The 11,868-nt window shown below is 69.5% G+C and carries 10 protein-coding genes; 8 read left to right on the top strand and 2 right to left on the bottom strand.

The genetic code is table 11. The features are described 5' to 3' along the window. Nucleotides 1-1,047 precede the first annotated feature (1,047 nt). The 3 genes from AC07NG_RS17230 to AC07NG_RS17220 all read left to right on the top strand — a co-directional run bounded on the left by AC07NG_RS17230 (nucleotide 1,048) and on the right by AC07NG_RS17220 (nucleotide 4,996). Nucleotides 1,048-2,847: an IlvD/Edd family dehydratase gene (locus AC07NG_RS17230; protein ID WP_492853631.1), complete on the top strand. Its 1,800-nt coding sequence runs from the start codon at nucleotides 1,048-1,050 to the stop codon at nucleotides 2,845-2,847. A 262-nt stretch (nucleotides 2,848-3,109) separates the two neighbouring features. After that, the gene (locus AC07NG_RS17225; protein WP_494595349.1) at nucleotides 3,110-4,699 is read left to right on the top strand and encodes a methyl-accepting chemotaxis protein; all 1,590 of its coding nucleotides are present in this window, start codon (nucleotides 3,110-3,112) and stop codon (nucleotides 4,697-4,699) included. A gap of 12 nt (nucleotides 4,700-4,711) precedes the next feature. Next, the gene (locus tag AC07NG_RS17220; protein ID WP_494595298.1) at nucleotides 4,712-4,996 is read left to right on the top strand and encodes a hypothetical protein; all 285 of its coding nucleotides are present in this window, start codon (nucleotides 4,712-4,714) and stop codon (nucleotides 4,994-4,996) included. A 142-nt stretch (nucleotides 4,997-5,138) separates the two neighbouring features. On the opposite strand, the gene AC07NG_RS17215 is transcribed toward AC07NG_RS17220, so the two are convergent. After that, nucleotides 5,139-5,363: a hypothetical protein gene (locus AC07NG_RS17215; protein WP_494595297.1), complete on the bottom strand. Its 225-nt coding sequence runs from the start codon at nucleotides 5,361-5,363 to the stop codon at nucleotides 5,139-5,141. Nucleotides 5,364-5,491: 128 nt separating this feature from the next. On the opposite strand from AC07NG_RS17215, the gene AC07NG_RS17210 reads away from it, so the two are divergent. After that, nucleotides 5,492-5,863, top strand: a complete 372-nt coding sequence (locus AC07NG_RS17210) for a helix-turn-helix domain-containing protein (RefSeq protein ID WP_494595296.1) — start codon at nucleotides 5,492-5,494, stop codon at nucleotides 5,861-5,863. Here the strand turns inward: AC07NG_RS17210 and AC07NG_RS17205 are convergent. Further along, nucleotides 5,835-6,296, bottom strand: a complete 462-nt coding sequence (locus AC07NG_RS17205; RefSeq protein ID WP_110119836.1) for an Lrp/AsnC ligand binding domain-containing protein — start codon at nucleotides 6,294-6,296, stop codon at nucleotides 5,835-5,837. The two genes, AC07NG_RS17210 and AC07NG_RS17205, sit on opposite strands and share 29 nt — an antisense overlap. A 459-nt stretch (nucleotides 6,297-6,755) precedes the next feature. Here AC07NG_RS17205 and putA point away from each other — a divergent pair, with 459 nt between their 5' ends. Genes putA through AC07NG_RS17185 form a run of 4 tightly spaced genes read left to right on the top strand, consistent with a single transcriptional unit; the run spans nucleotide 6,756 to nucleotide 11,861 of the window. Beyond that, the gene (gene putA, locus AC07NG_RS17200; RefSeq protein WP_494595295.1) at nucleotides 6,756-9,845 is read left to right on the top strand and encodes a bifunctional proline dehydrogenase/L-glutamate gamma-semialdehyde dehydrogenase PutA; all 3,090 of its coding nucleotides are present in this window, start codon (nucleotides 6,756-6,758) and stop codon (nucleotides 9,843-9,845) included. Nucleotides 9,846-9,882: 37 nt separating this feature from the next. Then, on the top strand, nucleotides 9,883-10,134 hold the full coding sequence (locus tag AC07NG_RS17195) for an antitoxin (protein ID WP_492853636.1): 252 nt from the start codon (nucleotides 9,883-9,885) through the stop codon (nucleotides 10,132-10,134). Next, the gene (locus AC07NG_RS17190) at nucleotides 10,131-10,412 is read left to right on the top strand and encodes a type II toxin-antitoxin system RelE/ParE family toxin (RefSeq protein ID WP_492853637.1); all 282 of its coding nucleotides are present in this window, start codon (nucleotides 10,131-10,133) and stop codon (nucleotides 10,410-10,412) included. Before AC07NG_RS17195 ends, AC07NG_RS17190 begins: the two co-directional genes overlap by 4 nt. 57 nt (nucleotides 10,413-10,469) lie before the next feature. Then, entirely contained in the window at nucleotides 10,470-11,861 is a 1,392-nt protein-coding gene (locus AC07NG_RS17185) for an alpha/beta hydrolase family protein (RefSeq protein WP_494595294.1), read from the top strand. Nucleotides 11,862-11,868 lie beyond the last annotated feature (7 nt).

Below are 11,868 nucleotides of genomic sequence, written 5' to 3'. Positions count from 1 at the left end.
CCCCTCACCCGACCTGCTTCGCAGGCCACCCTCTCCCGCAAGGGGAGAGGGAACGGGTTTTCGACCCCGCGCTTTCGCTGCGAGTGGATGAAGGAGAGCGGAGCGCCCGGGCTACGCCCGGAGGTGCTGTTGTGTGTACCGTTTCGACGAAGCCTAGACGCTCCGCGCGGTCGTTTGGCTGCCGGCTTCCCGGGCGGCGGCGCTCTTAACGCCTTACCAGGACCATCCGCCGGGTTTCCCGTTTGGACGGCGACGAGGAGAGGGTTGCTCTGTAATCCTCGCCCAAGCCGACGACGGGCGGGCCTGGCCAGCGCCAGGTCCCCGGACGCGACGGATCTTCCCAATCCGCCCCAGTCCCGCTCAATCGCATCCCGCCGCCGCATGGTCGCTGGCCTTGCGCCCCTTCGGTGCGGCGAGACCCAGTGATTATGCGGGTGGTTTGAGCGCGTCTGATCCAGAGCGGTGAGAAAGTTGTAAGGGGCTGGATTGGTTGGGGTTTGAGGCGGGCTTTCCGGGGATCCAGCTTCGTCTGTCCCCTTAAGCGGTCCTTCTCCCCTTGCGGGAGAAGGTGGCGGCCGAAGGCCGACGGATGAGGGGTCTCTCAGATGGGAGACGCCTCACCTAGCCCGACCGCTGCACGAGGTGTTCAGTTCTGAGAGACCCCTCACCCGACCCCGCTCCGCGGGGCCACCCTCTCCCGCAAGGGGAGAGGGATCAGTTGTCCCGCTTTCGCGGGGATTTTACGGAAAGGGGGATGCCCCCGATTGCTCAGACATTTGCCACGGCGTAGATTGATCGAACAGCGTCGTCAGTGACAAAATACCCGTCGGCGCTATACAATGTGACCGCTATCATCGGCGCGCCGGCGCCATTCGGGCACTTGCGAGCCGCTCGCAAGGCCTTGAAGCCACGCGACCTTCCGTCACCTTGGCCACCACCACGGCGGTCGTTGACGACCCCAGCCCGGCGGTATAGTCAGACAAATAGTATAAACCTCGCCCGGCGAGGCGATCCAGATTGGATCGACCGAGGAAAAACAGGACCGTCATGACCACCAAGTCCGCGCCCCGCACCCTTCGTTCGCGGGCCTGGTTCGACAATCCCGACAACGTGGACATGACCGCGCTCTATCTGGAGCGCTACCTGAACTACGGCCTGACCCTGGAAGAACTGCAGTCGGGCAAGCCGATCATCGGCATCGCCCAGACCGGCTCGGACCTGTCGCCGTGCAACCGCCACCACCTGGTGCTGGCCGAACGCGTGCGTGAAGGCATCCGCACCGCCGGCGGCATCGCCATCGAATTCCCGGTCCACCCGATCCAGGAAACCGGCAAGCGCCCGACCGCGGGCCTGGACCGCAACCTGGCCTATCTGGGCCTGGTCGAGACCCTGTACGGCTATCCGATCGACGGCGTCGTGCTGACCATCGGCTGCGACAAGACCACCCCGGCCTGCCTGATGGCCGCCGCCACCGTCAACATCCCGGCCATCGCCCTGTCGGTCGGCCCGATGCTGAACGGCTGGTACAAGGGCGAGCGCACCGGTTCGGGCACCATCGTCTGGAAGGCCCGCGAGATGCTGGCCGCCGGCGAGATCGACAACGCCGGCTTCATCAAGCTGGTCGCCAGCTCGGCCCCGTCGACCGGCTTCTGCAACACCATGGGCACGGCCACGACGATGAACTCGCTGACCGAGGCGCTGGGCATGTCGCTCACCGGCTCGGCCGCCATCCCGGCCCCCTATCGCGACCGCCAGGAAAACGCCTACCACACCGGCCTGCGGATCGTGGACATGGTCAACGAGGACCTCAAGCCCTCGGACATCCTGACCCGCGAAGCCTTCCTGAACGCCATCGTCGTCAACTCGGCGATCGGCGGCTCGACCAACGCCCCGATCCACCTCAACGCCCTGGCCCGCCACGTCGGCGTCGAGCTGACGGTCGACGACTGGCAGGAGAAGGGCGAGAACGTGCCGCTGCTGGTCAACCTGCAGCCGGCCGGCAAGTATCTGGGCGAGGACTACTACCACGCCGGCGGGGTGCCCGCCGTCACCGCCCAGCTGATCAAGCAGGGCCTGATCCACGAAGACGCCCTGACCGTCTCGGGCCAGACCATGGGCGACGCCTGCCGCGACGCCGTGATCGAGGACGCCGACGTCATCCGCACCTTCGACAACCCGCTGGTCGAGCGCGCCGGCTTCGTCGTGATGCGCGGCAACCTGTTCAACTCGGCGGTCATGAAGACCAGCGTCATCTCGGGCGAGTTCCGCGACCGCTATCTGTCCAACCCCGACGACCTGGACGCTTTCGAGGGCGACGCCATCGTCTTCGACGGTCCGGAAGACTATCACCACCGCATCGACGACCCGTCGGTGGGCATCACCGAGAACTCGATCCTGTTCATGCGCGGCGCGGGGCCCATCGGCTATCCGGGCTCGGCCGAGGTCGTGAACATGCGCGCGCCCGACTACCTGATCAAACGCGGCGTCAAGCAGCTGCCCTGCATCGGCGACGGCCGCCAGTCGGGCACCTCGGGCTCGCCCTCGATCCTCAACGCCTCGCCCGAAGCCGCCGCCGGCGGCGGCCTGGCCCTGCTGAAGAGCGGCGACCGCGTGCGCTTCGACCTGCGCAAGTCGCGCGTCGACGTGCTGATCACGCCGGAGGAAGTCGCCCAGCGCCGCAAGGCCCTGGAAGCGGCCGGCGGCTACAAGTATCCGGAAAGCCAGACCCCGTGGCAGGAGATCCAGCGCGCCATCGTCGGCCAGATGGACACCGGCGCGGTGCTGGAGCCGGCCGTGAAGTACCAGCGCATCGCCCAGACCAAGGGCCTGCCGCGCGACAGCCACTAAGGGCCGTCACGCACCGCTGAACGAACGAGCCGCCCAGGCCTTGGCCCGGGCGGCTTTTTCACGCCTGCCGCCCAGAAGAAACGACGCCGCTTTCAGCAAAATAACTCGGCATCGTTGCTTTCTCATTTTGAGAATATGCGACCTCAAAAGCGGGATACGTATTGGTACGTATCTGCGAAACGCCAGATTTACATGACTCGATTACTGTCGATTAACGCCGATGATCGACTTTGCGGTCAGAATATCGGAGGCGGGCGTGCGTTTGATCGAGTTTGACAGCATCCAATCGCAGCGTCGGGTCGGCGGCCAGCTGGTCGTCGCCTGCGTGGCGGCCATGGCGGCGGTCGTGCCGGCCGCGGGCTTCGTCGCCGGGACGGCGACCCTGGCGCCCTTCGCCTGCGCCGCCGTACTGGCGGTGCTGGCCCTGGCCGCCTTCGGCCTGTGGCGCGACACCCTGCTGCAGCGGACCTGCGCGGCCCTGGCCCTGGTCGGGCAGGTGACGCTGTTCGTGCTGGCCTTCCAGGGAAGCGCCCAGCAGGACGTCGCCCGCATGGCCTTCCTGGCGGCGCTGGCGCTGCTGGTGGCCTATGGCGACTGGCGGATCGTGGCCCTGGCGGCGACCGCCTTCGTCGGCCTCGACGTCCTGGCCCCGCTGCTCGCCCCGCACCGCCTGGCCGCCGACGAGAGCCTGCTGGCGATCGTGCTGCGGGTGGGCATGACCGCCGCCACCGCCTGGTCGCTGATCTGGCTGACGGCCGGGGTCTCGCGCCTGTTCGTCACCGTCACGGCCCGCACCGAGGCGGTCGAGACCGCCGCCCGCGCCGCCGACGAGGCCAACGCCGCCGCCCAGGCCGAACGCGCCGAGCGCGACCGCGCCAACGCCGAACGCGCCAAGCTCAAGCAGGTGATGGAGGCCGAGCAGACGCAAGTCGTCGAAGCCCTGGCCCGCGCCCTGCGCCAGGTGGCCGCAGGCGACCTGACCTGGCGGCTCGATACCCGCTTCGCCGCCCAGTACGAGCCCCTGCGCCAGGACTTCAACGACGCGCTCGCCAAGCTGCGCGCCGCCCTGGGCGAGATCTCGGGCAACGCCGCCAGCATGAGCGACGGGGTGGCCGAGATGAGCCGCGCCTCCGACGAACTGGCCAACCGCACCGAGGACCAGGCCGCCAGCCTGGTGCAGACCACCACGGCGCTGGGCCAGATCACCACCACGGTCAACGAGACCGCGCAGAACGCCCGCCAGGCCAACGCCGCCGCCGCCCGCGCCCGCGAGGAGGCCGAGCTGTCCGACCCGGTGGTCACCGAGGCCGTCGACGCCATGACCCGGATCGAGACCTCGTCGGGCCAGATCGGCCAGATCATCTCGGTGATCGACGAGATCGCCTTCCAGACCAACCTTCTGGCCCTGAACGCCGGTGTGGAAGCCGCGCGGGCGGGCGAGGCCGGCAAGGGCTTCGCCGTGGTGGCGCAGGAGGTGCGGGCCCTGGCCCAGCGCTCGGCCGACGCGGCGCGCGAGATCAAGGCCCTGATCGACGTCTCCAGCCGCCAGGTCAGCGCCGGCGTCGAACGCGTCGGCAAGACCCGCGAGGCCCTGCGCCGGATCGTGGCCCGGGTAGCCGAGATCGACCTGCAGATCGACGCCATCGCCCGCTCGGCCAACGACCAGGCCCAGAACCTGGGCGAGGTGAACACCACCATGGGGGCGATGGACCGGGTGGTGCAGCAGAACGCGGCCATGGTGCAGCAGACCACCGCCGCCGCCCACGCCCTGAAGGCCGAGGCCGCCGAACTGGCCCAGCGCATCGGCCTCTTCCGCACCCGCGACGACGACGCCGACCTTCGGGCCGCTTAGGGGGGCGCGGCGATGGCGGGGGGGCAGACTTCGGACGAGGCGGTGCGGTTCACCGGCGCGGACCTCATCAAGCTGTTCGCCGCCACCTACCTGCCGCTGTGCGAACGCCTGGAGGCCTCGGGCGTGATCGACCGGGCGCGACTCGCCGACGTCATGTCGCTCTATGTACGGCCGGGCGAGGACAGCCCCAGCGCGGCGACGGTCGAGGCGTTGCAGATCGTGCTGCGCCGGGCGCGGGTTGCTGCGGATGCGCGACCGAAGCCCGCCCTGCGGCTGATCCCGGGCGGGCGGGGGTAGCTTCAAAGAAACCTGTCATCCCGGCCGGAGGAGCGCGTAGCGGTCCGTAGAGCCGGGACCTCCCACGTCGGCGGGATCTGAGCGGTGGGAGGTCCCGGCGCTCCGCTTCGCTGCGGCCGGGATGACAACACTGGAAGAGCGGCTACCGCCCCTCCCCGTCCAGCACCTTGCACAAAGCCGCGGCCAGCATGGCCCAGGGCTCGTCGTGGTCGGGTCCGATCCGCGCGGCGATGTCGCGCGACAGGGCCTTGGGGTCCAGCGCCCCGGCCTCCTGAAGCGTCCGGCACAGCGGCAGGTAGGTGGCGGCGAACAGGCGGACGATGTCCTCGCCGGAGAAGGACGGCGCGTCTTCGGTGGGCGCGCTCATCGCGGCGATTCTGCTGAACTCGGTGACATCGCCTCCGGATGCCTGAAGAACGCTGGTTGCGCCTTGATCGCGATCAAAGTAGCGGCGGCCGCGCCGTGGGACGTCGTCTCCTCCAAAGGGGGGACGCGATGTCCAATCAGACGGCGCACGCGCGCCGCGATCTCGAGGCGGGGGCCGACTATCTGCTGAGCAGCGCGGGTCTCTTATGGTCGGTGTTCGACGGCGACGTCCTGCGCGGGCTGGTGTTCCTGGCCGTGCTGCGGCTGGCGGGCGATGAGGGCGGCCCCGTGCGGCTGACCGCCGTCGCCCGCTCGCTGCGGATGCCGATCGAGACCACCCGCCGCCACCTCTTGAAACTGGAAGCCGGCGGCTTCGTGGTCCGCGCGGCCAACGGCGCCGTCGAGGCCCGCCTGCCCGACCGGCCGGACCTGCGCGAGGCCCTGGCCGCCAACAGCGCCAATCTCGACCTGCTCAGAGCGGCAGCTGAACCGTGCTCTTGACCTCTTCCAGCACCGCATAGGTGCGGGTCTCGCGCACGCCCGGCATCTTGACCAGGATGTCGCCCAGGAAGCTGCGATAGGCGTCCATGTCGCGCACCCGGGCCTTGATCAGATAGTCGAAGCCGCCGGCCACCATGTGGCACTCCAGCACCTCGGGGGCGCGGCGCACGGCGGCGGCGAAGTCCTCGAACACCTCGCCGGTCGTGCGGTCCAGCACCACCTCGACGAAGATCAGCAGCGCCCGGTCGACCTTGGCCGGATCGAGCAGGGCGGCGTAGCCGGTGATGAAGCCGCGCTCGCGCAGGCGACGCACCCGGTCGAAGGTGGCGGCCGGCGACAGGTTGCAGCGCTTGGCCAGCTCGGCGTTGGTGATCCGGCCGTCGGCCTGCAGCACGCGCAACAGTCGGCGATCGGTGTCATCTAGAGCGGACATGGAATTTCGTCACTTTCAGCGAAGATTGTTTTGAAAATACCGATAACAAACAAAGCACCTTCGGAACGAAGAGGCTTACACCCTCAATCGTCCTAGCGAAGCTTCCCCTCGCCGCTTCCCCCAGTCGGCGCGCTTCGCATTGGACCTCCCGCTCGGCGGGAAACCATCGCCGCGCATCCCCCAGCGCCGGCGACGAGCGGAAGGGACGCGCGAGTCCCCCCGAGACGCGTCCCTTCCAGTGCTCCCCTTCCCTCTTTCCCAGACCCCTCCTAACCTGCGTTCGCCGACCCGCGTCCACGCCGGTCGCGACGCCCTGTCGCGGAGGTTTTCGGCCCTTTGGAGCGGAAGACGTTTTTCGTCGTTTACGCCGAACAGGATACGGAAGCCAGAACCAACAAACGAAGCACCTTCGATCAGACCCAGGTTACAGCGACGATAAATCATCTCTGAGGAAGCGTCATGACTGGTTGGGACTCCCTGGACGACGGCAAGTACCGTGACGAGAAGGCGGTGATCGCCGACCTGCTGGCCGCCAAGGCCCTGTCGAGCGAAGACCGCGCCGCCGTGCGCGCCGAGGCCGAGGCCCTGGTGCGCGGCGCCCGCCGCAGCGTCCGCAAGCAGGGGGTGGTCGAAAGCTTCCTGCAGGAGTTCAGCCTGGGCACCCGCGAGGGCCTGGCCCTGATGTGCCTGGCCGAGGCCCTGCTGCGCACCCCCGACGACGACACCCGCGACAAGCTGATCGCCGAGAAGATCGGCTCGGCCGACTGGGCCAGCCACCTGGGCGGCAGCGACAGCCTGTTCGTCAACGCCTCGACCTGGGGCCTGATGCTGACCGGCAAGATCGTCGAGCCCGACGACGAGGCCAAGAAGGACCTGCCGGGCTTCATCAAGAAGCTGGCGGGCCGCGTTGGCGAGCCGGTGATCCGCGCCGCCGTCGGCCAGGCCATCCGCATCATGGGCGAGCAGTTCGTGCTGGGCCGCACCATCGAGGCGGCCATCAAGCGCGCCGCCGGTGAAGACACCATGTGCTCGTTCGACATGCTGGGCGAAGGCGCCCGCACCGCCGCCGACGCCGAACGCTACGAAAAGTCCTACGCCGCCGCCATCGAGACGGTCGGCAAGCTGTCGAACAAGGCCGGCCCGGAAAAGGGCCACGGCGTCTCGGTGAAGCTGTCGGCCCTGTGCCCCCGCTACGAAGCCACGCACGAAGACCGCGTCTGGGAAGAGCTCTATCCCCGCACCCTGCGCCTGGCCTTGATCGCGGCGAAGTACGACATCAACTTCACCATCGACGCCGAAGAGGCCGACCGCCTGGCCCTGTCGCTGAAGCTGCTCGACAAGCTGTGCCGCGAGCCGGCCCTGGGCGAGTGGAAGGGCCTCGGTTTGGCCGTGCAGGCCTATCAGAAGCGCTGCGGCGAGGTGATCGCCCGCCTGTCGGCCCTGTCGCAGGAAACCGGCCGCCGCCTGATGGTGCGCCTCGTGAAAGGCGCCTACTGGGACAGCGAGATCAAGCGCGCCCAGGTCGCCGGCCGCCCGGACTATCCGGTCTACACCACCAAGCCCGCCACAGACCTTTCGTACCTGGTCAACGCCAAGGCCCTGATCGAGGCCGCGCCGCACCTCTACGCCCAGTTCGCCACCCACAACGCCCACACCCTGGCGGCCGTGGTGCGCATGGCCAAGAACGCCGGCGTGAAGATCGAGCACCAGCGCCTGCACGGCATGGGCGAGGCTCTGTATAAGGCCGCAGACGACCTCTATGACGGCATCGTCCTGCGCGCCTACGCCCCCGTCGGCGGGCACGAGGACCTGCTGCCCTATCTGGTGCGCCGCCTGCTGGAGAACGGCGCCAACACCAGCTTCGTGCACGCCCTGCTCGACGAGCGGGTGCCGGTCGAGAAGGTGGTGGTCGACCCGATCACCACGGTCGAAGCCCACCCCGACCGCCACGCCAAGATCCCGACCCCGATCGAGGTCTATGGCGAAGGCCGCAAGAACAGCACGGGCCTGGACCTGTCGGTGAAGGCCGACCGCGACCGCCTGGCCGCCGCCGTCACCGCCGTCGACGCCGCCCCGCTGCAATCGGGTCCGCTGATCGGCGGCAAGCTGGAAGCCGGCGGCCCGCCGCTGCCGGTGGTCTCGCCGGTCGACGCCTGCCGCGTGGTCGGCGCGGTGTCGGAAGCCCAGATCCCGCAGATCGACAAGGCCTTCAAGCTGGCCCGCGCCGCCCAGGGCGAGTGGGACCGCGCCGGCGGCTTTGCTCGCGCCAAGGTGCTGCGCGCCATGGGCGACGCCCTGGAAGCCAATATCGAGCGCCTTATCGCCATCCTGTCGCGCGAGGCCGGCAAGACCCTGGCCGACGGCATTGCGGAAGTGCGCGAAGCCGTGGACTTCTGCCGCTACTACGCCGTGCTGGCCGAGAAGCAGTTCGGCGAGCCCGAGGTGCTGAAGGGTCCGGTCGGCGAGACCAACACCCTGGCTCTCGCGGGTCGCGGCGTCTTCGTCTGCATCAGCCCGTGGAACTTCCCGCTGGCCATCTTCACCGGCCAGATCGCCGCCGCCCTGGCCGCCGGCAACGCCGTGCTGGCCAAGCCGGCCGAGCAGACCCCGGTCATCGCCTACGAGGCCGTGAAGCTCTATCACGCCGCAGGCCTGGACCCGCGCCTGCTGGCGCTGCTGCCGGGGCGCGGCGAGACCGTCGGCGCGGCCCTGACCGCGCACGAGGGCCTCGACGGCGTGGCCTTCACCGGCGGCACCGACACGGCCTGGCGGATCAACCAGACGCTCGCGCAACGGCAAGGTCCGATCGTGCCGTTCATCGCCGAGACCGGCGGCCTCAACGGCATGTTCGTCGACACGACGGCCCAACGCGAGCAGGTGATCGACGACGTCATCGTCAGCGCCTTCGGTTCGGCCGGCCAGCGCTGCTCGGCCCTGCGCCTGCTGTTCCTGCCCACCGACACCGCCGACCACATCATCGAGGGGCTGAAGGGCGCCATGGACGCCCTGGTCGTGGCCGATCCGGCCGATGCGACCACCGACGTCGGCCCGGTGATCGACGCCGAGGCCAAGGAGGCGCTCGAAAAGCACCTGGTCCGCCTCAAGCGCGAAGCCAAGGTCCTGCACGCCCTGGAAGCGCCGACCAGCGGCACGTTCTTCGCCCCGGTGCTGGCCGAGATCCCGGCCGCCGACTTCCTCGAGCGCGAGGTGTTCGGCCCGATCCTGCACGTGGTGCGCTACAAGCCCGAAGACCTGGAGCAGGTGGCCGGCGCCCTGGCGGCCCGCCGCTACGGCCTGACGCTGGGCGTGCACTCGCGCATCCAGGCCTTCGCCGACGAGGTGGTGCGCCTGGTCCCGGCCGGCAACGCCTATGTGAACCGCAGCATGACCGGCGCGGTCGTCGGCGTGCAGCCGTTCGGCGGCGAGGGCCTGTCGGGCACCGGCCCCAAGGCCGGCGGTCCCCACGCCCTGCTGCGCTTCGCCGTCGAGCGCGCGCTCAGCGTCAACATCACCGCCCAGGGCGGGGATCCGACGCTGCTCAATCTCTGACCTTGACGACCCCGGCCATGGGCGAGACCCTTCGCCCATGGCCGACGGCTTCGACATCCACATCGACGAAGAGCAAGCCGCCCGGTTGACGGCGGTCGCCGAGCGGCTGGGCGTTTCGCCGGCCGAGTACGCGCTCGAACTGATCGAAGCCGGGCTGGACGACCTGCCGCCCCGGACGATCGATCCCGATCCGGCCATCGACGAGGCCATCGCCGACGCCGTCGAAGCCGGCGAGGAGCCCACCATCTCGCTGGAAGAATTCCGCGCCCAACTTCTCGGCCGTCGTTGACCTACACGGTCGCGGTCACGCTTCGAGCGAGCCGGGACGCCGCCCGCCTGGACGCCAGGCTAAGAGAACAAAGTCCGCGCGCAGCCGACAGACTGAGCGCGCAAATCGCCCAAGCCGCGACAAGCCTAGAGGAAAGCCCTCTTCGCGGCCGTGCCGTCGGCCCGACCACCCGCGAGATCAACATCCCCTTCGGCCGCAGCGCCTACATCGTTCGCTATCGCGTCAAAGGCCAGCATGTGACCATCACCCGAATCTGGCACGGGCTGGAGCAACGCTAGACGGCGCGACGCCTGCATGCACAATCTTCGGGAGAGTTTTCCGGAGACCTTCCAGCCATGCGTTTCCTGCGATCCGCGGCCCTCGCCGCCGCCCTGCTGGTCGCGCCCGCGGTCGCCAGCGCCCAGGTCGAGCCGATCGTCGGCGACTGGTACGGCACGCTGGCGGTGGGGCCGACCAAGCTGCCGCTGGTGTTCCATGTCCGCTCCGACGGCTCGGCCAGCGTCGACAGCCCGGCCCAGAGCGCGCTCGGGCTGAAGGCGACGGCCAGCTTCGCCGACGGCAAGGCCCGGCTGGTGCTGACCATGCCGGCCGCGGCCTTCGAGGGCCAGTTGTCGGCCGACGGCAAGAGCCTGGCCGGGAACTGGCTGCAGGGCGGCGCCAGCCTGCCCCTGAGCATGGGCCGCACCCCGCCGGCGGTCGCGCCGGTCAGGCGGCCGCAGACGCCCAAGCCGCCCTACCCCTACCGCGCCGATGAGGTGTCCTACGTCAATCCAGCCTCGGGCCTGAAGCTGGCCGGGACCCTGACCCTGCCGCCGGGCCAGGGTCCCTTTCCGGTCGCCGTGCTGATCACCGGCTCGGGGCCGCAGGACCGCGACGAGACCCTGTTCGAGCACAAGCCGTTCCTGGTGCTGGCCGACGCCTTGACCCGCAAGGGCGTGGCGGTGCTGCGGGTCGACGACCGCGGGGTCGGCGGCTCTCAGGCCGGCGACATCAAGACTGTAACGAGCCTGGACTTCGCCACCGACGTGGCGGCGGGCGTGGCCTTCCTGCGCGAGCGCAAGGACATCGATCCCGACCGGGTGGGCCTGATCGGCCACAGCGAGGGCGGGCTGATCGCGCCGATCGTGGCCGCCAAAGACCCCCGGATCGCCTTCGTCGTGCTGATGGCCGGCACCGGCGTGCCGGGCGCCCAGGTGATGCGCACCCAGAGCCACGACATCGCCGTGGCCAGCGGCGCCCCGCCGGCCGCCGCCGAGCAGCAGGCCCAGCTGATCCAGACGGCGTCCGACACCGTCATCGCCGAGCCCGACCCGGCCAGGATCAAGCCCCGACTGATCGCGGTGCTGGGCGAAAAAGGCATGCCGCCGGAAGCCGTCGAGGCCGCGTTCGGCCGGTTCGCCTCGCCCTGGTTCAAGACCTTCCTCACCCTGGATCCCGCCGTCTACCTGCGCCAGGTCCGCGCGCCCGTCCTGGCCATCAACGGCGACAAGGACACCCAGGTCTCGGCCGCCCAGAACCTGCCGGCGATCAAGGCCGCCCTGGCGGACAACAAGGACGCCACGACGCTGGTGCTGCCGGGACTCAACCACCTCTTCCAGACGGCGACCACCGGCGCGCCGTCCGAATATCTCGAGATCGAGGAGACCCTCGCCCCCACGGCCATCGCCGCCATCGTCGACTGGACCGTGGCCCACGCCGCCAAGGCGCCCCACAAGCACGCCGACTAGGATGCGC

The organism is Caulobacter sp. GW821-FHT10C03 (genome assembly GCF_059415485.1).
Note: the sequence above shows the minus strand (reverse complement) of the source record. Positions and strands in the feature narration are given on the sequence as shown.